Source organism: Streptomyces viridifaciens (assembly GCF_001888885.2).
GTDB lineage: Bacteria > Actinomycetota > Actinomycetes > Streptomycetales > Streptomycetaceae > Kitasatospora > Kitasatospora aureofaciens.
In genome coordinates this window covers 3553799-3576945 of the sequence record NZ_CP090841.1, presented here as the reverse complement: position 1 = coordinate 3576945, position 23147 = coordinate 3553799, and the positions used below count along the sequence as shown (strand labels likewise).

The window sequence follows — 23147 nt, the reverse complement described above, 5'->3', positions numbered from 1 at the left end:
GCACGGAGCACGAAGGGGACCGCGATGCCGGGCGGCAGACTCACCCAGCAGGAACGCCAGCAGATCGCGCGGGGACTGGCCGACGGCCTCGCCTACGCGGAGATCGCCAGGCGCCTCGACCGGCCGACCTCGACCGTCACCCGGGAGGTGATGCGCAACGGCGGCCCCACCGCCTACCGCGCCGACCTCGCCCACCGCGCCACCGGGCATCGGGCCCAGCGCCGCCGACAGCCCGCCGCCCAGGAGCCGGACGCCACCCCGCAGCCTTACGGGCGCGACGCCGAGGCGGTGCGCGCCTTCGAGGAGGTGCTCACCACCGTCATGATGCAGTCCGGCATGCCCAGGATGACGGCGCGGGTGCTGGCCTGCCTCTACATCACCGACGACGGCAGCCTCACCGCCGCCGAACTCGTGGAACACCTCCAGGTCAGCCCGGCGACCGTCTCCAAGTCGATCGCGTTCCTGGACGGCCAGGGCATGGTGCGCCGGGAGCGCGACGAGCGCCGCCGCGAGCGCTACTTCCTGGACGACGACATCTGGTACCGGTCGATGATGGTCAGCGCCCAGACCACGGCGCAACTCGTCGACACCACCCGTCAGGGCGTCGGCGTCCTCGGCGCCGGCACCCCGGCTGGTACCCGGCTGGAGAACACGGCCCGCTTCCTGGACTTCATTTCCGAGACCATCGCGCGTGCCGCCGAGCAGGGGCGCCAGGTGCTCCGCACGAAGCCCGGGAAGCCCTCGGACGCCGACGCCTGAGACGCGTCAGTACCCGATGGCCTCGCGCAGCAGCAGTACGGTGCCCCGCGAGAAGCGGGTCGGCGCGTTGAGGACCAGGACCTGGTTGACGGCGCTGGGCTGCCCGTAGGCGGCCAGGGCACGGGTGTCCTCCAGGGGGAGGACGTGATCCTCCAGCCGCCGCTGGGCGCAGGCCAGGTCGGGCACCACCTTCTGGGCGCCGACGACCCAGATCGCCTGGCCGGCGCCACCGGCGTTGCCGGGGAGCTGGCTGCCGCTGGCCGAGGCGATCACCAACGAGCCGGTCTCGGTGACCGCGGCGACGCTGCCCACGGCGACGTCGGGAGCGGCGAGCAGGCGCCGGATGTCGTCGGCCTCGGTGGTCCGGTCCATCGTCAGCACCCGGGACCTGACGGAGCGGTAGCGGTCGTCGGTGTTGAGGTCCTCGTCGATGCCGGACAGTCGGAGCGTCTCGCTGGCGGCGGTGAACACCGCGGCGCCCACCGGGATCAGCTCCCGGATGCGGACGCGCGCGGCGGCGGCGTCGTCGAGGACCTCGACGGCGAAGCCCCGCGCCGCCAGTGCCGCGGCCGTCCGCGCCAGGCGCTCCGCGTCCGCCGGGGCGGTGAAGGCGGTGCGGTCCTGCGCATCGCGCGGCGCCGAGCCGCCCAGCGGGCTGGTGTCGACGTACCGGACCTCGTAGACCCGCTCGGCGAACCGCCAGCCGTCCACCGTCCGCCGGTAGCGGTCGTGGTAGATGGCGTAGTTGAGGCCCTCGAGGCCGTCCTTCAGGCGGACGATCTCGTGCATGAGGGCGCGTCCGGTCGCGGTGTCGCCGTCGATCCGGATCGAGCCCGGGTGGGTGTTCTGCACGAAGAAGTCCCACCGGGCCTGGAGCTCCTCGCGCCCGGCGGTGATCTGCTCCCTGCCGACCAGCTCGATCGGGACGTTGGGCATCCGCAGCGCGCCGTCCGGTGTGAACAGGTTCGCGAGCCGGTCGCCGTCGCGCATCATCACCGCGTCGGTGAACTCGGCCTGCAGCGCCTGGATCTCGACGAGATCGGCGATCGCCTGGAAGTCGTTCACGGTTGGTTCCTCCCGGTCGTTCGGTTCCGTCTGCTCCTTACGACAGGACGGTGCGCCGGAATGTGAGGCGCGGGGCGGACGTCACATTCCGGCCCGCTGTCCTGTCGTAGGGAGAGGAGACCGACCGGAGGGGGACCATGGACCAGGACCTGAGCGTGATCACGGGCGAGCGGCGCCAGTTGATCAACGTGGCGTACCGGCTGCTCGGCTCCCTCGCCGATGCCGAGGACGTCGTGCAGGAGACCTACGCCCGCTGGTACGCGATGCCCGCGGAGCAGCGGGAGGCCGTCGTCTCGCCCGGCGGCTGGCTGACCACGGTCGCCAGCCGGATCTGCCTCAACCAGCTCGGCTCGGCCCGGGCCCGGCGGGAGCGCTACGTGGGCGAGTGGCTCCCCGAGCCGCTGCCCGAACACCGGGAGGGGCCCGAGGGCGCGGCCGCGGACCCGGCGGACCGGATCACCCTGGACGAGTCGGTCAACATGGCCTTCCTCGTCGTCCTGGAGTCGATGACCCCGGCCGAGCGCGTGGCGTTCATCCTCCACGACGTCTTCCAGTACCCGTTCGCCGAGGTGGCCGCGGTCGTCGGCCGTTCGGCGGCGGCCTGCCGCCAGCTGGCCACCTCGGCCCGCCGCCGGATCCGGGCGGCGCAGGCCCCGGTGCCGCCGACGGGCGTGCAGGCCGGGATCGTCCGGGAGTTCAAGCGGGCCTGGGAGGCGAAGGACGTCAGGTCGTTGATGGACCTCCTCGACCCGGAGGCCACCGTGATCGCCGACGGCGGCGGCCTGGTCGGGGCCCTGCTGGAGCCGCTCACGGGCAGCGAGTGGATCGCCCGGGCGTACGCGGACTCCGCCCGGCTCATCGCCGGCCGGACGCTGCGGGAGTGCACGGTCAGCGGCCTGCCCGGTCTGGTCGTCCAGCAGGACGGCGTCACCGACACCGTGATCGCCTTCCGGATCGCCGGGGAACGGATCACCCACATCTGGGCGGTGCGCAACCCGGAGAAGCTCCGCCCGTGGCAGGGGTGACGCGGGTCACGTCCGGGGCTGTCACAGGACGCCCGGCCACCTTGTCCAAGAGGACGCAACCGAGAACACCGACGAAGACCGACGAAGACCGACGAAGACCGACGAACACCGAAGAAGTACGAGACACGAGGAGCACGCCATGGAAGCCCGTCTGAACGCCTTCGCCAGCCCGGTCATGGGCAAGGTCTTCAAGCACCTCATCACCGCGAGCCAGCAGATCGCGGACTCGACCCTCCCGTACGCGACCCAGGAGCTGGTGCGGCTGCGGGCCAGCCAGATCAACGGCTGCGGCTACTGCGTCGACATGCACTTCAAGGACGCCGTGCACGCGGGCGAGGAGGCGACCCGGCTGAACCTGGTCGCGGCGTGGCGCGAGGCCACCGTCTTCACCGAGGCCGAGCGGGCCGCCCTGGAGCTGGCCGAGCAGGGCAGCCGGCTGGCCGACGGCGGCGGCGTGACGGACGAGGCGTGGGAGAACGCGGCGAAGTACTACGACGAGGAGCAGCTCGCGGCGCTGGTCTGCGTCATCGCGCTGATCAACGCCTTCAACCGCGGCAACGTCATGATCCGCCAGCCCGCCGGCGACTACCGGCCGGGCCAGTTCGCCCAGCACTGATCGTCGGAGCGGCGTGACGCCTGCGGCCGGGGAGCCGGCTCCCCGGCCGTTCGGCGTTCCCGCACGCCCGTACACCCGTGCGCACACCCGTGCGCACACCACCGAGCCCCACCCCTGGGGGCTTGTCGCCCAAAAACCGACCGATAAGGTGTTAATCCAACATTCATCCATGCCGCATAGCCTCCGGGGGCTAGCCTCATGCTGAACGTCATCGTCCGACCGGGAGGCGAAACCCCCGTGCAAGGCACTGTCACCACACCGGGCGGCTCCACCATGGCCGGGGGCCAGGGCGAGGCTTTCCTCCTCGTCGTGGACGACGAGCCGAACATCCGCGAACTGCTCGCCGCCTCGCTGCGGTTCTCCGGCTTCCGGGTGGCCTCCGCCGCGAGCGGGACCGAGGCCCTGGAACTGATCGCCGCCGAGCGACCGGACCTGGTGGTCCTCGACGTGATGCTGCCCGACCTCGACGGCTTCACCGTCGTCGAGAAGCTGCGCGAGCGCACCAGCCGGGGCCAGATCGCCGGGCCCGCGCACGGACACCCCGGCGACCACCTGCCGGTGCTGTTCCTCACCGCCAAGGACGGCGTCGGCGACAAGGTCCAGGGCCTGGCCGCGGGCGCGGACGACTACGTCACCAAGCCCTTCAGCCTGGAGGAGCTGATCGCCCGGATCCGCGCCATCCTGCGCCGGGCCGGCGGCCCCGCCGAGGACGGCCGACTGGTCGTCGCCGACCTCAGCCTCGACCCGGTCGCGCACGAGGTCACCCGGGCCGGCACCCCCGTGGCGCTCTCCCCGACCGAGTTCAAGCTGCTGCACTACCTGATGGCCAACGTCGGCCGGGTGGTGTCCAAGGCGCAGATCCTCGACCACGTCTGGGCATACGACTTCGGCGGCGACCTCTCCATCGTCGAGTCCTACATCTCCTACCTGCGCCGCAAGCTCGACTCCGGCCCGGCGCACGGCCCCAAGCTGATCCACACCGTGCGGGGCATCGGCTACGCGCTGCGCCGCCCCCCGCAGGGCTGACCGGCACCGCTCGTGTTCAACCGCTTCACCTCCCGGCTGTCGCTGCGCGCCCGGCTGCTGGTCCTCGCGCTCGCGCTGGTCACCACCGGGCTCGCGGTCAGCGACACCTTCGTGCTCGGCACCGTACGGGCCCAGCTGGTGGAGCAGTTGGACGAGCAGCTCCAGCGCTACGGGCAGCCGCTGTCCCGCAAGGCCCCGGTCCAGGTGGCCGCGCCGGGCGCGGCGAAGCCGGTCGTCTCCGGGCGGCGGATCAGCCTGCCCAGTCAGTACCTGGTGCAGTGGCTGTCCTCGGACGGCAAGGTCCAGGCCGTCCTGCGCCAGCCCGTCTCCGACACCGACCCGGCGCCGCAACTGGCCGGGCTGGACCCGACCCAGACCGCCCCGGACACCCCCTTCGACCTGCCCGACCAGCGCGGCCACCACAGCTGGCGGGTGCTGGTGCTGCCACTCCAGGCCCCGCGCACCCCGGCCCCCGGGGCAGGCGCGTACGTCTCGCCGGCCTCCAGCCCGACCTACGTCATGGTCGCGGTCTCCCGCGAGGACATCGACGCCACCACCGGCCGGCTGAGCACCTCCTTCCTGGCCATCGGCGGCGGCGTCCTGCTGCTGATCACCGCGCTCGGCTTCTTCGCCGTCCGGGCCGGACTACGGCCACTGCGGCGGATCGAGGCCGGCGCCGAGCGGATCGCCGCCGGCGAACTCTCCCACCGCATGCCGGAGCTCTCCCCGGGCACCGAGGTCGGCCGGCTTTCGGTCGCGCTCAACGGCATGCTCACCCAGATCGAGGCGGCCTTCGCCGCCCGCGCCGAGTCCGAGGCCCGGATGCGGCGCTTCGTCGCCGACGCCTCGCACGAGCTGCGCACCCCGCTGGCCGGCATCCGCGGCTTCGCCGAGCTGTACCGGATGGGCGCGCTGCCCACCGAGACGGACGTCACCCGCACCATGAGCCGGATCGAGAGCGAGGCCGTCCGGATGGGCGCCCTGGTCGAGGACCTGCTGGTCCTCGCCCGGCTCGACGAGGAACGCCCGCTCGACCTCGCCCCGATGGACCTGCGCACCCTCGCCGCCGACGCCCTGCACGACCTCACCGCCCTCGACCCGAGCCGCCCCGTCGCGCTCACCGGCCCGGCGGGCACCGGCGCACCCGGCGCGGCGCCCGTCCTCGGCGACGAGGCCCGGCTGCGGCAGGTGGTCACCAACCTGGTCGGCAACGCCGTCAAGCACACCCCGCCCGGCACCCCCGTCCGGATCGGCGTCGGCGGCGGCGCCGACGGGGTCTGCCTGCTGGAGGTCGCCGACTCCGGACCCGGCCTCACCGAGGAGCAGGCCCAGCGCGTCTTCGACCGCTTCTACCGGGTCGACGCCTCCCGCAGCCGCGACAACGGTGGCGGCGGCGGACTCGGCCTCGCCATCGCCACCGCCCTCACCCGGGCCCACGGCGGCACCCTCACCCTGGACACCGCCCCGGGCGCCGGCGCCACCTTCCGCGTCGAACTCCCCCGCCAGCGCTGACGGATACCGCCCGAAACTCCTCGATCGGGTGAACCGGAAGCCGTTCACCCGCTCGGCCCCCCGGTTGTGTGCGACCGTGCTGCCGTTGCTTGTGCGGGATCGCGCGGGCTGACCACACTGGACGGGAAAGAGGTGTCTCGTGAGCGCGCTCGTTGTCGAGGAGACCGTCGTGAACCTGGACCAGCAACTATGGCAGGCATGGAAGTCCATGGATGTACCCGAGGGCTTCCGGGCGGAGATCATCGAGGGGACGATCACGTTGTCACCCACTGGCGGCACCCGCCATTTCAGCGTGAACAGGCGGCTGGGCCGGGCCTTGTACGACCATCTGAGGGGCTCCGGCTACGGGCCTGCGCAGGACGGCAACGTGATCGCCGACCTCAAGGTGTTCATCCCGGACGTCTTCGTGGCGCCGGACGACGTCGAAGAAATCGAGCACCCCGAGGGCGTCGGGGTGCTCGCCTCAGGTGTCCCGATGGTGGTCGAGACCGTCTCGCCGGGCGCCGAAGCGCGCAAACGAGACCACGTTCTCAAGCGCCGGGCGTACGCCCGCGCCGGCGTCCCGGTGTACGTGATCATCGACGACTACGACGACGGCGGCACCGTGACCGTCCTCACCAGCCCTGACCCCGAGCGCGGGGTCTACGCCTCCTCGACGCGGATCCCGTACGGCAAGGAGGCCGTGATCCCGGAGGGTCCCGCCAAGGGCTTCGTGATCGGCCCGGAGATCACCGGGGAGCCCCGTGCCTGACCGGGCCGTCTCCTTCAAGCGCGACCTGTCCGAGTGGCGGATCGCCCTGGTCGCCTGGCGGCTCCTGGTGCTGCAGGCCGCGGACCCGGTGGTGGCGGCCGGGATGCAGGAGCACTCCACCTACCGGGCGCACCCCTGGCGGCGGATCGAGCACACCCTGGGGAGCGGGCGACGGCTGTTCTACCAGGACGCGGACGCCCTGCGCCGGGAGGTCGAGCGGCTGAACCGGGCGCACAAGCGGATCCGCGGGACGATGCCGGACGGCCGTCCGTACGACGCGCGGGACGCGGCGACCAGGGTGTGGGTGCTGCTGACGCTGTTCGAGTGCGTGGAGGCGATGCGGCGGCTCGGCGGCGAGCCGTACGACAGCGCTCAACTGGAGCTTTCGTACCAGGAGTTCAGGGAGGCGATCACCTCCTTCGAGCTGCCGGAGGAGGAACTCCCTAAGACGGCCGCCGAGTTGCCCGGCTACTTCGGCCGGTACGCCCGGGAGAAGCTGGAGTTCACCGAGTCGGCCCGCTACCTGCTCGACGACATCCTGCGCGAGGCGCCCCGCCCCCGACGGCTCCGGTTCCTCGGGGACGCCGGCTGGCGGGTCGTCCGGGTGGCCGTGGCCCGGGTGATCCGGGAGCTGACGGTGGCGGACCTGCCGCCGGTGGTGCGGGAGCGGTTCGGGCTGGTCCGGACCCGGCGCGGGGCGCTGCTGTCGGCGGTGCTGCACCGGGGTGCCGGGGCCGTCGTCCCGCTCCTCCCGGAGCGGGTGCGCTACCGCTCTCCGGACGAGCGGCAGCGGCCGCCGCGCCGGCTGCACCCGGGGCGGGGGGACGCCCGCGGCTCCCGGGTGGACCGGTTCTTCCGGGAGGTGCTGGACCAGACCGGGGACGGTTTCATCACCGTGCACGACCTGCGGGCGATGGCCCACAACGTTTGCTGGCAGCTGGAGTTGGACGAGGCGGCCGAGGCCCGGGTGTACCGGGCCTTCGACGGCTGGTGGGAGCAGCTGCGCACGGCGATGGACGCCAACGGGGACGGGAAGGTGAGCCGGGAGGAGTTCACGGCGGCCACCCTGGCGGGCCTCGACCGGGATGGGGCGTACCTGGAGCAGGGCCTGCTGCCCGCGCTGCGGGCGGTGTTCGTGGCGGCCGACACCGACGGCAGCGGCTTCCTGGAGTTCGACGAGTACCGCGCGGTGTTCGGCGGCCCGCGCGTCCACCCGGCCGAGCTGTCGCACGGTTTCCGCCAGTTGGACGCGGACGGGGACGGGCGGATCACGGTGGAGGAGTTCCTGCGCGGCTTCACCGAGTTCTTCACCGCCCGCGCCGACTCCACCTCGGGGGCGCAGCTGCTCGGCCGCCCGTAACCACGGGCGCTACCACGCCCCGCTCGCCGAAGCGAGCGGGGCGTGCGGCTGTCAAGCGCCGGTTCGGACAAGAGCGGGGCCCCGTGCGGCGGGGTCGTTCGTTGCCACGCCCCGCGGCCGGTCCGCAAACTGTGCGCACCGTCACGCCCTGCCACCCGCTGTCAATGCCACCCCACCTGTGGTTCCCCCGTAAGGATGGTGGATACTGTGCTTGTGAACGTGTTCACGTTCACAAGCGGACAAGCCCGCATGGTTCGGCGACGGTGCTCGACCCGAGATGGAGTTTGTCCGAAACACCCCTGGGAGCAGGGCCGGCGGAGAGAGGGCGACGTGGAACTGGCAATCGCTCACGAGACGATCGCGCGATGGCAATTCGGCATCACCACCGTGTACCACTTCCTCTTCGTACCGCTCACCATCAGCCTGGCCGCGATCGTGGCCGGGCTGGAGACCGCCTGGGTGCGCACGAACAAGGAGAAGTACTTCCACGCGACCAAGTTCTGGGGAAAGCTCTTCCTCATCAACATCGCGATGGGCGTCGTCACCGGCATCGTGCAGGAGTTCCAGTTCGGCATGAACTGGTCCGACTACTCCCGCTTCGTCGGTGACGTCTTCGGCGCCCCGCTCGCGATGGAGGCGCTGATCGCCTTCTTCTTCGAGTCCACCTTCATCGGCCTGTGGATCTTCGGCTGGGACAAGCTGCCGAAGAAGATCCACTGCGCCTGCATCTGGATGGTCTCGCTGGGCACCGTGCTCTCCTCCTACTTCATCCTGGCCGCCAACTCCTGGATGCAGCACCCGGCCGGCTACGCGATCGACAAGGCCACCGGGAAGGCGCGGCTCACCGACATCACCAAGGTGCTGTTCCAGGACACCACGCTCACCGTGGTCTTCCACACCCTGACCGCCGCCTTCCTCACCGGCGCCGCCTTCATGGTCGGTATCGCCTCCTTCCACCTCTGGAAGGCCAAGCGCCGCCCGGAGGACGCCGACCCGAAGAGGACCGCCGTGATGCGCACCTCGCTGCGGCTCGGCCTGGTGCTCGCCGTCGTCTTCGGCGCCGGCACCGCGCTCAGCGGCGACACCCTCGGCAAGGTCATGTTCGAGCAGCAGCCGATGAAGATGGCCGCCGCCGAAGCGCTGTGGGACACCCAGTCGCCCGCGCCGTTCTCGGTCTTCGCGGTCGGCGACGTCGGCAAGGGCCACAACTCGGTCGCGCTGGAGGTCCCCGGGGTGCTGTCCTTCCTCGCCCACAGCGACTTCAGCTCGTCCGTTCCCGGCATCAACGACACCGCCGCCGCCGAGGCCGCCGCCCACGGCGGCAACCCCAAGGACTACATCCCGAACGTCTTCGTGACCTACTGGGGCTTCCGGTTCATGATCGGCTTCGGGATGACCTCCTTCGTGGCCGGCCTGATCGGCCTCTGGACCACCCGCAGGAAGTTCCTGCTGCGCCCCGAGTTCCGCACCGGTGACACCGAGGTGCCCCGGCTGATGCTCACCCCGAAGCGGGAGCTGAGCCCGCTGCTCACCAAGTGGAGCTGGCGGATCGGCATCCTGACCATGGGCTTCCCGCTGATCGCCAACAGCTTCGGCTGGATCTTCACCGAGATGGGTCGCCAGCCCTGGGCCGTCTTCGGCCTGATGACCACCGCCGGCGCGGTGTCGCCCAACGTCGGTGTCGGCACCCAGATCGGCGCCCTGGCCACCTTCACCACGCTGTACGCGATCCTCGCCGTCGTCGAGGTCCGGCTGCTGGTCAAGTACGCCAAGGCCGGTCCGGTGGTGACCGAGCAGCCCCCGGCGCAGGACCCGTCGCTGCGCGGCCCGTCCGCGGACGAGGACGCCGACAAGCCGCTCGCCTTCGCGTACTGATCCGCGGAACTGACCCACAGATAGGAGACCCAGGGTCATGCAACTCCACGACGTCTGGTTCGTGCTGATCGCGGTGCTGTGGATCGGCTACTTCTTCCTGGAGGGCTTCGACTTCGGGATCGGCATCCTCACCAAGCCGCTCGCCCGGAACACCGCCGAGCGGCGGGTGCTGATCAACACCATCGGCCCGGTCTGGGACGGCAACGAGGTCTGGCTGCTGACCGCCGGGGGAGCCACCTTCGCGGCCTTCCCGGACTGGTACGCGACCCTCTTCAGCGGCTTCTACATCCCGCTGCTGGCCATCCTGGTCTGCCTGATCGTCCGCGGCGTGGCCTTCGAGTACCGGGCCAAGCGGGACGGCGCCCGCTGGCAGCGCAACTGGGAGGAGGCCATCTTCTGGACCTCCCTCGTCCCCGCCTTCCTGTGGGGCGTGGCCTTCGCCAACATCGTCCGCGGCGTGGACATCGACGCGCAGAAGAACTACGTCGGCGGCCTCGCCGACCTGCTCAACCCGTACGCGCTGCTCGGCGGCCTGGTGACGCTCACCCTGTTCACCTTCCACGGCGCGGTCTTCGCGGCCCTCAAGACCGTCGGCGAGATCCGCGAGCGGGCCCGTGCAGCGGCCCTCCGGGCCGGCCTGGCGGCCGCCGTGCTCGCCCTCGCCTTCCTGCTCTGGACCCAGGCGGACAGCGGCAACGGCCGCAGCCTGGTCGCCCTGGTGGTCGCCGTGCTGGCCCTGGCCGGCGCCCTGGTGGCCAACCAACTCGGCCGCGAGGGCTGGGCGTTCGTCCTCTCCGGGGCGACCGTCGTGGCCGCGGTCGCGATGCTCTTCCTGGCGCTGTTCCCGAACGTCATGCCGTCCACGCTGAACCCGGCGTGGAGCCTGACCGTCGGCAACGCGGCCTCCTCGCCGTACACGCTGAAGCTGATGACCGTCGTGGCCGCCGTGTTCACCCCGCTGGTGCTGCTCTACCAGGGCTGGACGTACTGGGTGTTCCGCAAGCGGATCGGGGTGCAGCACATCCCCGCCGCCCACCGGCCGGCCGCTCCGGCGGCGCCGGCGACTCCGGCCACGCCGACCGCCTCCGCCGACCGGGCCTGACGCCGTGAAGCCGGTCGACCCCCGACTCCTCGGGTACGCCCGCACCACCCGTGCCTTCCTCGCCGGATCCGTGATCCTCGGCGGGGCGGGCGCGGCCCTGGTCGTCGCCCAGGCGAGCCTGATCGCCGAGATCGTGGTCCGCGCCTTCCAGCGCGGCGCCGGCCTCGGCGAACTGACCACCCCACTGGCGCTGCTGGCCCTCACCGCCGTCGGCCGCGGGCTGGTCGGCTGGCTCACCGAACTCACCGCGCACCGGTCCGTCGCCCGGGTGAAGTCCACCCTGCGCCGCCGGCTGCTCGACCACGCCACCGCGCTCGGCCCGTCCTACCTGGCGGGCCGGCGCACCGGCGAACTCACCACCCTCGCCACCCGGGGCATCGACGCCCTGGACGACTACTTCGCCCGCTACCTGCCGCAGCTCGCCCTGGCCGTGGTCGTCCCGGTGATCGTGCTGCTGCGGATCGTCGGCGCCGACCTCACCTCGGCCGCGGTCATCGCCGGGACGCTGCCGCTGATCCCGCTGTTCATGGTGCTGATCGGGATGGCCACCCGGTCCCGGATGGACCGGCAGTGGAACACCCTGGCCCGGCTCTCCCACCACTTCCTCGACGTGGTCGCGGGCCTGCCCACCCTCAAGGTCTTCAACCGGGCCCGCAGCCAGGCCGCCACCATCGCCCGGATCACCGCCGACTACCGCCGGGCCACCCTGCGCACCCTGCGGATCGCCTTCGTCTCCTCCTTCGCGCTGGAGCTGCTCTCCACCGTGTCCGTCGCGCTGGTCGCGGTCACCATCGGCTTCCGGCTGGTGGACGGCTCGCTCGACCTGGAGACCGGGCTGCTGATCCTGATCCTCGCCCCCGAGGTGTACTTCCCGATCCGCCAGGTCGGCGCGCTCTACCACTCCAGCGTCGAGGGGCTCACGGCCGCCGACGAGATCTTCCGGGTACTGGAGACGCCCCTGCCGGCCGCCGGAACGGTGCCGGCCCCCGACCTCGCCGGCGCCGTGATCACCGCCGAGGGCCTGACCGTACGGCACCCCGGCCGCGCCCTGCCCGCGCTGGACGGCGCCGCGCTGACCCTGCACCCGGGCTCCAGCACCGCCCTCACCGGCCCCAGCGGCGCCGGCAAGTCCACCCTGCTGGCCGTCCTGCTCGGCCTCACCGCCCCCGAGTCCGGCACCGTCCGGATCACCGCCGCCGACGGGCGCACCCACGACCTGGCCGAGCTGGAACCCGGCAGCTGGCGGCGCCAGATCGCCTGGGTGCCCCAGCACCCGCACCTGTTCGCCGGAACGGTCGCCGACAACCTGCGGCTCTACCGGCCCGGGGCCCCGGACGAGCAGCTGTGGACGGCGCTGCGGGCCGCCCACGCGCTCGACTTCGTCACAGACCTGGACGCCGAGCTGGGGGAGGACGGCGCCGGACTCTCCGCCGGACAGCGCCAGCGCCTCGCGCTCGCCCGGGCCCTGCTCGCCGACGACCGGCCGCTGGTGCTGCTCGACGAACCCACCGCCAACCTGGACGGCGCCTCCGAGGCCGCCGTCGTGGACGCCGTCCGCACCCTCGCCGAGGACCCGGCGCGCACGGTGCTGGTGGTCGCCCACCGGCCCGCCCTGCTGGCCGTCGCGGACCAGCGGGTCCACCTGGCCGGGCCCGCCGCCGTCGAGGCCCCGGCGAGCGGGCGAGTCACTGCCGTCTCCCCCCTGGCCCACAGCGGGAGGCCGACCCCCGTCCCGGCCGCGCCCGAGGAGCCCGAGGCCGAGCCCGCCGCCCCCCGGATGGCCCTGTCCGTCCTGCTCGGCGCGCTCGCCCTCGGCAGTGCCGTCGCCCTGACGGCCACCTCCGGCTACCTCATCTCCCGGGCCTCCCAGATGCCTCCGGTGCTCTACCTGATGATGGCCGTCACCTCCGTACGGGCCTTCGGCATCGGCCGCAGCGTGTTCCGCTACGCCGAACGGCTGGTCTCCCACGACGCCGTGCTGCGCACCCTCGGCACCCTGCGGGCCGCCGTCCACCGCCGGCTGACCGCGCTCGCCCCGGCCGGACTGCCCGCCTTCCGGCGCGGTGACCTGCTCTCCCGGCTGGTCGCCGACGTCGACGCGATCCAGGACCACCACCTGCGCTGGCGGCTGCCCGCCGCCGTCGCCGCGGTGGTCTCGCTGGCCTCGACGGTCGCGATGGGCGCCTTCCTGCCCGCCGCCGGACTGGTGCTCGGCCTCGGACTGCTGCTGGCCGGGGCGCTGGTACCCGCACTGGCCGCCCGCTGGTCGGCCGGCGCCGAGCGCCGCCAGGCCCCCGCCCGCGGGCAGCTGGCCACCTCGGTGGTGGACGCCTTCACCGGCACCGCCGAGCTCACCGTGGCCGGGGCGCTGCCCCGCCGGCTGGCCGCCGTCCGCACCGCCGACGCCGCGCTGACCGGGCTCGCCGCCCGCTCGGCCGCCACCACCGCGCTCGGCACCGGCCTGATCGCGCTGCTCACCGGGCTGACGGTGGTGGGCGCGGCGGCCGTCGGCATCCAGGGGGTGCGCGGCGGTTCGCTCGCGCCGGTCTGCCTGGCCGTCGTGGTGCTGACCCCGCTGGCCGCCTTCGAGGCCGTCACCGGGATGCCGCTCGCCGTCCGGGCCCGCCAGCGCAGCCGCGCCGCCCGGGCCCGGCTGGACGAGGTGCTCCGGGCCCCGGAGCCCGTCACGGACACCGCCGAGCCGCTCGCGCTGCCCGAGCATCCGCTGCCCGTCGCGGTGCGCGGGCTGACCGTACGGCACCCCGGGCAGAGCGAGGACGCGCTGGCCGGCCTCGACCTCGACCTCGCGCCCGGCCGCCGGATCGCCGTGGTCGGCCCCTCCGGCTCCGGCAAGACCACGCTCGCCCAGGCGCTGCTGCGCTTCCTGGAGCCCGTTGCCGGATCGGTCACCTTCGCCGCCGGTCGTCCACAGGCTGTGGACAGCCGCGCGCTCGCGGGCGAGGACGTCCGCCGGGTGATCGGCCTCTGCGCCCAGGACGCCCACGTCTTCGACAGCTCGCTGCGGGAGAACCTGCGGCTCGCCCGACCGGGCGCCGACGAGGACGAGCTGCGCGCCGCGCTCGCCGCCGCCCGGCTGCTGGACTGGACGGACACCCTGCCGGAGGGCCTGGACACCATGGTCGGCGAGCACGGCGCCCGCCTCTCCGGCGGCCAGCGCCAGCGCCTCGCCCTCGCCCGGGCGCTGCTCGCCGACTTCCCCGTCCTGGTCCTGGACGAGCCCGCCGAGCACCTCGACCTGCCCACCGCCGACGCGCTCACCGCCGACCTGCTGACCGCGACCGCGGGCCGTACCACCGTGCTGATCACCCACCGGCTGGCCGGGCTGGACGACGGCACCGTGGACGAGGTGCTGGTGCTGGACGGCGGGCGGGTCGCCGAGCGCGGCCGCTGGTCGGAGCTGGTGGCCGAACCGGACGGCCGGCTGCACGCGATGTGGCGGCGGGAGCGGGAGGCGGACGGCCTGCTGGAACCGGTGGGCGCGTGACGCTGCGCCGCCCTTCTGCTGAAAACCGTACAAACTAGGCTTTCTGCATGGACCCCATGCCGGACCTCCCCGAGGCCGCCCCCGAGCCGACACCCCACCGGGTGCCCGAGATCGCCTCGCTCGGGCTGGACACCCTCGTCACCGAGGTCGCGGAACGCCTGCAGTCCGCCGCGGCGGTCACCGACCGGATGCAGCGGCTGCTGGAGGCGGTGGTGTCCATCGGCGCCGGGCTCGACCTGCACGCCACCCTGCACCGCATCGCCACCGGCGCGGCCGAACTCGTCGACGCCCGGTACGCGGCCCTCGGCGTGATCGCCCCCGGCGGGGACGGCCTGGCCGACTTCATCCACGTCGGCATCGACGACGCGACCGCCGCCGAGATCGGCGAACTGCCCGCCGGCCGCGGCATCCTCGGCGCGCTCATCGACCGCCCCGAACCGCTGCGGCTGACCGAACTCGGCGCCGACCCGCGCTCCTCCGGATTCCCGTCGCACCACCCGCAGATGAGGACCTTCCTGGGCGTGCCGATCCGGGTCCGCGAGGAGGTCTTCGGCAACCTCTACCTCACCGAGAAGAAGGGCGGCGGCGCCTTCACCCCCGAGGACGAGCAGGTGGTGCACGCGCTCGCCGCGGCCGCCGGTGTGGCCATCGAGAACTCCCGGCTGTACGAGGAGGGGCGCCGCCGAGAACGCTGGATCGCCGGCGCCGCCGCCGTCACCACCGCCCTGCTCGCCGCCGAGCAGGCCGAGGGCGCGCTGACCGTCGCGGCGGAGCAGGTACGGGAGTTGGCGGACGCCGCGCTCGGGATGATCCTGCTGCCCACCGCCCCGGTCGGCGAGGGGGACTGCCAGATGCGGGTCGCCCACGCCTCCGGGGAGGCCGCCGAGTTCGTCCGCGGCGAGCTGCTGCCCAAGGACAGCTTCGCCGCCCGGCTGCTGGAGGGGGACAGCGTCTACCTGGACGACATGTCCGGCGACCCCACCGTGGTGATGCGGCTCGCCCGCAGCTTCGGCCCGTCCATGGCCGTGCCGATGGTCGCCCGCGGGCGGGTGCTCGGCGGCCTCTGCGTCTGGCGCCCGCGCGGCGCGCTGCCGTTCACCGACTCCGAGAAGCAGCTCGCCGGGACCTTCGCCTCGCAGGCCGCCCTCGCCCTGCGGCTCGCCGAGGGCCAGCGCGACCAGCAGCGCCTGGCCGTCTTCCAGGACCGCGACCGGATCGCCCGCGACCTCCACGACCTGGTGATCCAACGGCTGTTCGCCACCGGGATGATGCTGGAGAGCGCGGCCCGCAGGGCCGTCGTCCCCGAGGTGAAGGCCGGCATCGGCAACGCGGTGGACGAACTGGACGCCACCATCCAGGAGGTCCGCACCACCATCTACGCCCTCCAGCACGACAACCACGGCGACGCCCCCGACACCCTGCGCACCCGGGTCCTGCGCGAGGCCAGCCAGGCCGCGGCGGCGCTCGGCTTCAAGCCCTCGGTGAGCTTCGTCGGGCCGGTGGAGAGCCTGGTCGGCGAGAACACCGGGCGCCAACTCCTCGCCGCCCTGAGGGAGATGCTCTCCAACACGGCCCGGCACGCCAGGGCCTCCCGGGTCGGCGTGGAGATCGACGCCACCGTCCACCTGGGCGACAAGGGCCGGCCCGTCGGCGGCGACCCGGAGTCCCTGGACCGGGGCGGAAGGCCCGGCGTGCTGCTCAGCGTCACCGACGACGGGGTCGGCATCCCGCAGGGCGGCCGGCGCAGCGGACTGCTCAACCTGACCCGGCGGGCGGAGGCGCTCGGCGGGGCAGCCTGGCACGAGAGTGGTCCGTACCGGAAGGGGACCGTGGTGCGCTGGACCGCGCGGCTGTGAGCGGGCCCGGCCGCAGGCGGTCCCGCACCGACGGGTGAAAGCCGAACGAGGGAGGACGTCCCCCTAGAGCAGCCGGAGGAGCTCCTCCACCACCGCCGCGACGCCGTCGTCCTCGTTGCTCACCGTGTGCTGCGCCACCGACGCCAGCACCTGGGGGTGGGCGTTGGCGACGGCGTACGAGGTGCCCGCCCAGGCCAGCATCTCCAGGTCGTTCGGCATGTCACCGAAGGCCACCACCTCGCTGCGGTCGATCCCGTGCTCGGCGCACCAACGGGCCAGCGTGCTGGCCTTGGTGACGCCGGGCGCGCTGATCTCCAGCAGCGAGATCGGCGAGGAGCGGGTGATCTCGGCCAGGTGCCCGGCCGCCGTCCTGGCCTCGGTGAGGAAGGTGTCCGGGTCGAGGTCCGGGTGCTTGGCGAGCAGCTTGAACAGGCCGCGCACCGGTCCGCCGTCCGCCAGCAGCCGCTCGGCCGGGCCGACCGCCCGGACCTCCGCGTCGCCCCACATCAGCACCTCGTACTCGGGCTCGCGGGCCCAGCCGTCCGCGTACTCGAAGGCGAACGTGGTGCCGGGCAGCTCGGCCCGCAGCGCCTCCACCACGGCCAGCGAGGTCTCGGCCGGCATCGGGAAGCACTCGATCAGCTCGCCGCCGCGCCGCACGTCCACGATCGCGCCGCCGTTGGAGCAGATCGCCACCCCGTGGCCGCCGATGTGCGGGCTCAGCTGCTGCATCCAGCGCGGCGGCCGCCCGGTCACGAACACCACCTGCACCCCGGCCGCCTCGGCCGCCGCCAGGGCCGCGGCGGTGCGGTCGCTGACGGTACCGCCGGAGCACAGCAGGGTGCCGTCCAGGTCGGTGGCGATGAGGCGGGGGGCGGTGCGGGCTTCGGTCACCGGTCCATCTTCGCCCATCGCCGCCGCGCGGCTGAACACCCGTGCGGCGCCCCGGTCGGGGCAGCAGTGATGACCGTACGGACGGGTTCCGGCCCTTCGCGCGCCGTTTCCGGCCGATCCGTCCCCGTCCGGGGTGTCGCTGCGGGCCCGGCGGGCAGGACTCCTCCCGGTCACCCCGTCGGCAGGAAGAGCCATGCCCACTCGCCAGTGCCGTGACGAGCCGCCCCCGACCCTCCCGTCCCCGGATCCCCGGGTCCCGGATCCCCGGGCCATGGACGCCCCGATCTCACCGACCGTCTCCCGGGAGCCGGTCCTGCTCGGCGAGGTCCTCTTCCACACCCTCGCCGAGCTCGCCCGCCGCACCCCGGACCCGGTCCCCGCCCTCCCTGCCCAGCGCACCCGCCCGCACCCGTGACGCCCGGCCCGGCCGGGCTCAGCCCAGCTGGGCGAGACCCTCGGTGGCGATCTGCTCGAAGACGGCGAGGTCGTTCTCGAAGATCGAGTCCGGCACCGGCCAGTGGATCACCAGCTCGGTGATCCCCAGCTCCCGGTACGTCCCGGCCCAGTCCACGAAGGCGTCCACCGACTGCAGCGGCTTCTCCGCCGTCGAGCCCTGGAGCAGCACCTTCTCCAGCGTCGCCACGTCCCGGCCCTTCGCCTCGCAGGCCGCCGTCAGCTTCGCGATCTGCTGGGCGATCACCGCGGGCGCCTGCTCCACCGGCACGTCCGCGGGCCCCTTCGGGTCCCCGTACGTCACCCAGCCCTGCCCGTACTCCGCCGCCAGCCTCAGCCCGCGCGGCCCGGTCGCGGCCACGTAGAACGGCACCCGCGGGGTCTGCACGCAGCCGGGGACGTTCCGCGCCTCGACCGCCGAGTAGTACGTGCCCTCGCGCGTGGTCGCGTCACTGCGCAGCAGCTCGTCCAGCAGCGGCAGGAACTCCCCGAACCGGTCCGCCCGCTCCTTCGGCGACCACGCCTCCTGCCCCGTCGCCGTCGCGTCGAAGCCCGTCCCGCCGGCCCCGATGCCCAGCGTGACCCGCCCGCCGGACACGTCGTCCAGCGTGATCAGCTCCTTCGCCAGCGTCACCGGGTGCCGGAAGTTCGGCGAGGTCACCAGCGTCCCCAGCCTGATCCGCTCGGTGGCGCAGGCGGCGGCGGTGAGGGTCGGCACGGACCCGAACCACGGCTCGTCCCGGAAGCTGCGCCAGGACAGGTGGTCGTACGTGTACGCGGCGTGGAAGCCGAGGTCCTCGGCCCGCCGCCAGATCTTCTGCCCCTCGCCCCACCGGTGGATGGGAAGGATCACGGTGCTCAGTCGCATGCCCCCGACCATAACCGGACGGACCGGTTCAGCGGGCCTTCGGCGAGGGGCGGGCCGGGTGCCGTCCGGGGCGGGGACGTCGGCGGGAGGCGCTAATCTGTCCGCCGCACCTTTATCTGATCATGCGTTAAACGGGGGTTCTTTCGTCATGTCTGTTTCCAGGAGGCTGCTCGCCACCGCCCTGGTCGCCACCGCCGCCTTCGGCCTCGCCGCCTGCGGCCCGGACGACTCCTCCGGCCAGGGCGCCGGCACCGCCGGTGCGACCGCCGCCCCGGCCACCGCGCCGGCCACCGGGGCTCCCGCCAGCGGGGCCCCGGCCTCCGGCACCGCCAAGCCCGCGCCGAGCGGCAAGCCCACCGACGGCGCCCCGGAGGGCTTCTGCACCAGCGACCCGCTGCCCGCCGGGCAGAAGTGGGTCATCGTGCAGAAGGGCACCAGCGCGACGGCCCTGGTCTACAAGGAGTCCAAGGACGCCTGCGGTGTCGACGACGTCGCCCACGAGCCGACGGGCGCCGACAAGACCGCGCAGTTCTCGCCCACCGTCAAGGGCCACCTCAGGTCGGTCGTCGCCGCGCCGAAGGACGTCAACGCGGCCGACCTGGCGAAGCACATCAACGAGTGCATCGCCACGCCGGGGAACCAGAAGGGCTTCTACCCCTGCTCGAACGGCGACTACAAGATCGCCGTCGACGCCTCCGGCAAGGTCACCGAGATGTGGGAGCGTCCGAGCTCCTGACCCGGGACGTGACGTGACGCCGGGCCCGGCAGCCCCTAAGGGGGAGCGGGCCCGGCGTCATACCGGGGCACTAGAGGACCTCCTCATTCCAGCTCATGCCCCTTGCGGCGCACGGCCGTTACGTTGAGGGCGTGTCCACTGCTGTCATCAAGACCGAGGGCCTCACCAAGAGGTTCGCCCGGGTCACCGCGCTCGACCAGCTGACCGTCGAGGTGCAGCCCGGGGTCGTCGGACTGGTCGGGGCCAACGGGGCGGGCAAGTCCACCCTGATCAAGATCCTGCTCGGGCTCGCCCCGGCGACCTCCGGCCGCGGCGAGGTGCTCGGCCTGGACATCGCCACCCGGGGCTCGGAGATCCGTGAGTGGGTCGGCTACATGCCGGAGCACGACTGCCTGCCGCCGGACGTCTCGGCGACCGAGTTCGTGGTGCACATGGCCCGGATGGCGGGGCTGCCCGCCACCGCCGCCCGCGAGCGCACCGCGGACACCCTGCGGCACGTCGGCCTGTACGAGGAGCGGTACCGCCCGATGGGCGGCTACTCGACCGGCATGAAGCAGCGGGTCAAGCTCGCCCAGGCATTGGTGCACGACCCGAAACTGGTGCTGCTGGACGAGCCGACCAACGGCCTCGACCCGGCCGGCCGGGACGAGATGCTGGGGCTGATCCGCCGGGTCCACTCCGACTTCGGGATCTCGGTGCTGGTCACCACCCACCTGCTCGGCGAGCTGGAACGCACCTGCGACCACCTGGTGGTGATCGACGGCGGCAAGCTGCTGCGCTCCTCCTCCACCGCCTCCTTCACCGAGGCGACGGCCGTCCTCGCGGTCGAGGTCACCGATCACCCGGAGGACCTGATCGCCGAACCGGGCGCCGAGGTGCGGGACCGGCTCGCCGCGGCCGGGCTGGACGTCCAGCCGGAGGGCTCGCACCTGCTGCTGGTCCGGTTGGCCGACGAGGACACCTACGACACCATCCGCGACACGGTCGCCGAACTCGGCCTCGGCCTGGTCCGGTTGGAGCAGCGCCGGCACCGGGTCGCCGAACTCTTCACCGCCCACGACGACGCGAGCACCAGGGGAGGTACGGACGATGACGCAGCCTCCTGACGCCAGGGCCGCCGACACCGGCGTCATCCACGACATCGGCTACCGCGGCTACACCGGGCCCCGGCTGGGCCGCGCCCACGCCACCCGCTCGCTCTTCGTCCAGAGCCTGCGCGCCGCGTACGGCCTCGGCCGCTCCGGCAGGTCCAAGGTGCTGCCGATGCTGCTGCTGGGCGTGGTCACCGTCCCGGCGGTGATCTACGTCGCGGTCGCGGTGTACATGAAGCGGGACGAGCTGCCGGTCGAGTACGCCGGCTACCTCTCCGACCTCGGCCTGGTGGTGTCGATCTTCCTCGCCTCCCAGGCGCCGGTGCTGCTCTCCCGGGACCTCCGCCACCACACCGTCCCGCTCTACTTCTCCCGCCCGATCACCCGCGCCGACTACGTCCGGGCGAAGTTCGCGGCCATGGCCTGCGCCCAACTCCTGCTGATGGCAGTGCCCCTGCTGGTCCTGTACACCGGGGCGCTGCTCGCCGGGATGGACTTCGGGCACAACACCGGCCAGTTCCTCGACGGCCTGGCGGCGGCCGTGCTGTACGCCCTGGTGCCGACCTCGGTGGCCCTGGTGATCGCCGCGGCCACCCCGCGCCGGGGCTTCGGGGTGGCCGCCATCATGGGCTACCTGGTGGTGAGTTCGACCGTCGCGGCGGTCGTCGTGGACATGCGCGGCCCGAGCCCGGGCGGCTCGGACGCCGCCCAGTGGACGGCCCTGATCTCACCGAACGGCCTGGTGGAGTCGCTGGTCAACGAGGTGTTCGACCTCGGTTCCGGCTTCGACCGCCGGCACGCCCCGGGCGCGTTCGGCGCGGCGGTGTTCGCCCTGGTCGCGGTGGCGATGGTGGCGGGCTCGTACCGGCTCCTGCTGCGCCGCTACAGCCGCGTCTGATCCACCGCAGTTTTCCGCGAGACGTCTGAGAGGGCGGCATGGCCACCATCACCATCGACAAGGTCTCCCGCTGGTTCGGGAACGTGGTCGCGGTCAACGACATCACGATGTCGATCGGCCCCGGCGTCACCGGCCTGCTCGGCCCCAACGGCGCGGGCAAGTCCACTCTCATCCACATGATGAGCGGCTTCCTCGCCCCCTCCAGCGGGGCGGTCACCCTGGACGGCGCGCCGATCTGGCGCAACCAGCAGGTGTACCGGCAGATCGGCCTGGTCCCGGAACGGGAGTCCGTGTACGACCACCTGACCGGCTGGGAGTTCGTCCTCGCCAACGCCGAACTGCACGGCCTGCCCCAGCCGGGCGCCGCCGCCCGGCGCGCCCTGGACCTGGTCGAGATGGCGTACGCGAAGGACCGCCGCACCGGGACGTACTCCAAGGGCATGAAGCAGCGGGTCAAGATGGCCTCGGCGCTCGTCCACGACCCGGCCGTGCTGCTGCTGGACGAGCCCTTCAACGGCATGGACCCCCGCCAGCGGCTGCAGCTGATGGAACTGCTGCGCCGCTTCGGAGCGGACGGCCGGACGGTGCTGTTCTCCTCCCACATCCTGGAGGAGGTCGAGCAACTGGCCCGGCACATCGAGGTGGTGGTCGCCGGACGGCACGCCGCCTCGGGCGACTTCCGGCGGATCCGGCGGCTGATGACCGACCGCCCGCACCGCTACCTGGTCCGCTCCAGCGACGACCGACGGCTCGCCGCCGCGCTGATCGCCGACGGATCGACCACCGGCATCGAGGTGGACGAGCGGGAGCGGGCGCTGCGGATCGAGGCAGTGAACTTCCAGGGCTTCACCACCCTGCTGCCCCGGGTCGCCCGGGAGGCCGGCATCCGGCTGTACACCGTGTCCCCGGCGGACGAGTCGCTGGAGAGCGTCTTCTCGTACCTGGTCTCCGCGTGACGACCGGCCCGACCCCCACCGAAACCCGGACCCAGGAAGGGGCCGACCGACCATGAACCCGACCGTCGCCAGGCTGACCCTGCGCGGCCTGCTCGGCCGCCGCCGCGGCGCCCTGCTGCTGGTGGCGCCCGCCCTGCTGCTGATCGTCTCGGCGATCGCCGGCCGGTCGAACGGCGACGCACACGGCCTGACCGTCAAGATCCTCGGTCAGCTGGACCTCGGCACCCTCACCCCGATCCTCGGGCTGGTGATCGGCACCGGTGTGATCGCCACCGAGATCGACGACGGGTCGATCGTCTACCTGCTCGCCAAGCCGCTGCCGCGCTGGAAGATCGTCACCACCAAGCTGGCCGTCGCGATCGGCACCACCTGGGTGTTCGCCGCCGTTCCGACCCTGCTCGCCGGACTGCTGCTGTACGGCACCCGGGACGGCGTGGCCCTCGGATACACCGTGGCCGTGCTGGTCGCCGGGGCCGCGTACAGCGCGCTGTTCCTGCTGCTCGGCGTGGTCACCCGGCACGCGGTGGTGGCCGGGCTGGCGTACGCGCTGGTCTGGGAATCGCTGATCGGCAACTTCGTCCAGGGCGCCCGGACGCTGAGCGTCCAGCAGTGGGGCCGGGCGGTCGCCGAGGCGGTGGCCGGGGACGCGGCGGTCGGCGCCGACGTCTCGCTCGGGGCGGCCGTCCCGCTGCTGCTGGTGGTCACCGTCGGGGCGAGCGTGCTGGCCTCGGTGAAGCTCGCCGGGCTGACCCTCGCGGCCGAGGAGTAACCGCGCTGACCCTCGCGGCCGAGGAGCAAC

At 73.0% G+C, this 23147-nt stretch carries 20 protein-coding genes; 17 read left to right on the top strand and 3 right to left on the bottom strand.

Annotated features, from left to right (window positions below; all coding sequences use genetic code 11):
- The first annotated feature begins 24 nt into the window (after positions 1 to 24).
- On the top strand, positions 25 to 759 hold the full coding sequence (locus BOQ63_RS22970; protein WP_030278171.1) for a GbsR/MarR family transcriptional regulator: 735 nt from the start codon (positions 25 to 27) through the stop codon (positions 757 to 759).
- A gap of 6 nt (positions 760 to 765) precedes the next feature.
- Here the strand turns inward: BOQ63_RS22970 and BOQ63_RS22965 are convergent, their stop codons facing one another.
- Positions 766 to 1824: a nuclear transport factor 2 family protein gene (locus BOQ63_RS22965; protein WP_030552764.1), complete on the bottom strand. Its 1059-nt coding sequence runs from the start codon at positions 1822 to 1824 to the stop codon at positions 766 to 768.
- A 137-nt stretch (positions 1825 to 1961) separates the two neighbouring features.
- On the opposite strand from BOQ63_RS22965, the gene sigJ reads away from it, so the two are divergent.
- From sigJ to BOQ63_RS22915, 10 genes are all read left to right on the top strand, one after another.
- The gene (gene sigJ / locus BOQ63_RS22960) at positions 1962 to 2849 is read left to right on the top strand and encodes an RNA polymerase sigma factor SigJ (protein ID WP_030278169.1); all 888 of its coding nucleotides are present in this window, start codon (positions 1962 to 1964) and stop codon (positions 2847 to 2849) included.
- A 139-nt stretch (positions 2850 to 2988) separates the two neighbouring features.
- Positions 2989 to 3465, top strand: coding sequence for a carboxymuconolactone decarboxylase family protein (locus BOQ63_RS22955; RefSeq protein WP_030278168.1), 477 nt, complete (start codon positions 2989 to 2991; stop codon positions 3463 to 3465).
- A gap of 273 nt (positions 3466 to 3738) precedes the next feature.
- The gene (locus tag BOQ63_RS22950; protein WP_030278167.1) at positions 3739 to 4491 is read left to right on the top strand and encodes a response regulator transcription factor; all 753 of its coding nucleotides are present in this window, start codon (positions 3739 to 3741) and stop codon (positions 4489 to 4491) included.
- Between the two features lie 12 nt (positions 4492 to 4503).
- On the top strand, positions 4504 to 6003 hold the full coding sequence (locus BOQ63_RS22945) for a sensor histidine kinase (RefSeq protein WP_030278166.1): 1500 nt from the start codon (positions 4504 to 4506) through the stop codon (positions 6001 to 6003).
- 139 nt (positions 6004 to 6142) lie between these two features.
- Positions 6143 to 6754, top strand: a complete 612-nt coding sequence (locus tag BOQ63_RS22940) for a Uma2 family endonuclease (protein WP_046386266.1) — start codon at positions 6143 to 6145, stop codon at positions 6752 to 6754.
- A complete protein-coding gene (locus BOQ63_RS22935) occupies positions 6747 to 8114 on the top strand; it encodes an EF-hand domain-containing protein (RefSeq protein ID WP_072654885.1) in 1368 nt (455 codons plus the stop codon). The genes BOQ63_RS22940 and BOQ63_RS22935 overlap by 8 nt, the downstream gene beginning before the upstream one ends.
- Before the next feature lie 330 nt (positions 8115 to 8444).
- A complete protein-coding gene (locus BOQ63_RS22930; RefSeq protein WP_030278163.1) occupies positions 8445 to 9989 on the top strand; it encodes a cytochrome ubiquinol oxidase subunit I in 1545 nt (514 codons plus the stop codon).
- A gap of 37 nt (positions 9990 to 10026) precedes the next feature.
- The gene (gene cydB, locus BOQ63_RS22925) at positions 10027 to 11091 is read left to right on the top strand and encodes a cytochrome d ubiquinol oxidase subunit II (RefSeq protein WP_046386267.1); all 1065 of its coding nucleotides are present in this window, start codon (positions 10027 to 10029) and stop codon (positions 11089 to 11091) included.
- 4 nt (positions 11092 to 11095) lie between these two features.
- On the top strand, positions 11096 to 14596 hold the full coding sequence (cydD, locus tag BOQ63_RS22920) for a thiol reductant ABC exporter subunit CydD (RefSeq protein ID WP_150476073.1): 3501 nt from the start codon (positions 11096 to 11098) through the stop codon (positions 14594 to 14596).
- Positions 14597 to 14643: 47 nt separating this feature from the next.
- Positions 14644 to 16452: a sensor histidine kinase gene (locus BOQ63_RS22915; protein ID WP_223886021.1), complete on the top strand. Its 1809-nt coding sequence runs from the start codon at positions 14644 to 14646 to the stop codon at positions 16450 to 16452.
- Positions 16453 to 16515: 63 nt separating this feature from the next.
- On the opposite strand, the gene BOQ63_RS22910 is transcribed toward BOQ63_RS22915, so the two are convergent.
- On the bottom strand, positions 16516 to 17364 hold the full coding sequence (locus BOQ63_RS22910) for an HAD family hydrolase (protein WP_030278159.1): 849 nt from the start codon (positions 17362 to 17364) through the stop codon (positions 16516 to 16518).
- A 253-nt stretch (positions 17365 to 17617) separates the two neighbouring features.
- Here BOQ63_RS22910 and BOQ63_RS22905 point away from each other — a divergent pair, with 253 nt between their 5' ends.
- Positions 17618 to 17761, top strand: coding sequence for a hypothetical protein (locus tag BOQ63_RS22905; RefSeq protein ID WP_157846566.1), 144 nt, complete (start codon positions 17618 to 17620; stop codon positions 17759 to 17761).
- Between the two features lie 18 nt (positions 17762 to 17779).
- Here the strand turns inward: BOQ63_RS22905 and BOQ63_RS22900 are convergent, their stop codons facing one another.
- On the bottom strand, positions 17780 to 18667 hold the full coding sequence (locus BOQ63_RS22900; RefSeq protein ID WP_030278158.1) for an LLM class flavin-dependent oxidoreductase: 888 nt from the start codon (positions 18665 to 18667) through the stop codon (positions 17780 to 17782).
- Between the two features lie 148 nt (positions 18668 to 18815).
- On the opposite strand from BOQ63_RS22900, the gene BOQ63_RS22895 reads away from it, so the two are divergent.
- The 5 genes from BOQ63_RS22895 to BOQ63_RS22875 all read left to right on the top strand — a co-directional run bounded on the left by BOQ63_RS22895 (position 18816) and on the right by BOQ63_RS22875 (position 23117).
- Entirely contained in the window at positions 18816 to 19403 is a 588-nt protein-coding gene (locus BOQ63_RS22895) for a hypothetical protein (RefSeq protein WP_030552781.1), read from the top strand.
- Positions 19404 to 19498: 95 nt separating this feature from the next.
- On the top strand, positions 19499 to 20509 hold the full coding sequence (locus BOQ63_RS22890) for an ABC transporter ATP-binding protein (protein ID WP_046385392.1): 1011 nt from the start codon (positions 19499 to 19501) through the stop codon (positions 20507 to 20509).
- Positions 20493 to 21392, top strand: a complete 900-nt coding sequence (locus tag BOQ63_RS22885; RefSeq protein ID WP_030278155.1) for an ABC transporter permease — start codon at positions 20493 to 20495, stop codon at positions 21390 to 21392. Before BOQ63_RS22890 ends, BOQ63_RS22885 begins: the two co-directional genes overlap by 17 nt.
- A 38-nt stretch (positions 21393 to 21430) precedes the next feature.
- Positions 21431 to 22348 (top strand): ABC transporter ATP-binding protein, encoded by a 918-nt coding sequence (locus BOQ63_RS22880; protein ID WP_030278154.1) that lies wholly within the window; start codon positions 21431 to 21433, stop codon positions 22346 to 22348.
- Positions 22349 to 22400: 52 nt separating this feature from the next.
- Entirely contained in the window at positions 22401 to 23117 is a 717-nt protein-coding gene (locus tag BOQ63_RS22875; RefSeq protein ID WP_030278153.1) for an ABC transporter permease, read from the top strand.
- Positions 23118 to 23147: the final 30 nt, after the last annotated feature.

What these genes read in the sequence shown, in the direction of transcription:
- BOQ63_RS22970 (WP_030278171.1), top strand. Translation starts at nt 25, where the DNA reads ATGCCGGGCGGCAGACTCACCCAGCAGGAACGCCAGCAGATCGCGCGG.
- sigJ (WP_030278169.1), top strand. Translation starts at nt 1,962, where the DNA reads ATGGACCAGGACCTGAGCGTGATCACGGGCGAGCGGCGCCAGTTGATC.
- BOQ63_RS22955 (WP_030278168.1), top strand. Translation starts at nt 2,989, where the DNA reads ATGGAAGCCCGTCTGAACGCCTTCGCCAGCCCGGTCATGGGCAAGGTC.
- BOQ63_RS22950 (WP_030278167.1), top strand. Translation starts at nt 3,739, where the DNA reads ATGGCCGGGGGCCAGGGCGAGGCTTTCCTCCTCGTCGTGGACGACGAG.
- cydB (WP_046386267.1), top strand. Translation starts at nt 10,027, where the DNA reads ATGCAACTCCACGACGTCTGGTTCGTGCTGATCGCGGTGCTGTGGATC.
- BOQ63_RS22915 (WP_223886021.1), top strand. Translation starts at nt 14,644, where the DNA reads ATGGACCCCATGCCGGACCTCCCCGAGGCCGCCCCCGAGCCGACACCC.
- BOQ63_RS22910 (WP_030278159.1), bottom strand. Translation starts at nt 17,364, where the DNA reads ATGGGCGAAGATGGACCGGTGACCGAAGCCCGCACCGCCCCCCGCCTC.
- BOQ63_RS22905 (WP_157846566.1), top strand. Translation starts at nt 17,618, where the DNA reads ATGGACGCCCCGATCTCACCGACCGTCTCCCGGGAGCCGGTCCTGCTC.
- BOQ63_RS22900 (WP_030278158.1), bottom strand. Translation starts at nt 18,667, where the DNA reads ATGCGACTGAGCACCGTGATCCTTCCCATCCACCGGTGGGGCGAGGGG.
- BOQ63_RS22895 (WP_030552781.1), top strand. Translation starts at nt 18,816, where the DNA reads ATGTCTGTTTCCAGGAGGCTGCTCGCCACCGCCCTGGTCGCCACCGCC.
- BOQ63_RS22890 (WP_046385392.1), top strand. Translation starts at nt 19,499, where the DNA reads ATGCCCCTTGCGGCGCACGGCCGTTACGTTGAGGGCGTGTCCACTGCT.
- BOQ63_RS22885 (WP_030278155.1), top strand. Translation starts at nt 20,493, where the DNA reads ATGACGCAGCCTCCTGACGCCAGGGCCGCCGACACCGGCGTCATCCAC.
- BOQ63_RS22880 (WP_030278154.1), top strand. Translation starts at nt 21,431, where the DNA reads ATGGCCACCATCACCATCGACAAGGTCTCCCGCTGGTTCGGGAACGTG.
- BOQ63_RS22875 (WP_030278153.1), top strand. Translation starts at nt 22,401, where the DNA reads ATGAACCCGACCGTCGCCAGGCTGACCCTGCGCGGCCTGCTCGGCCGC.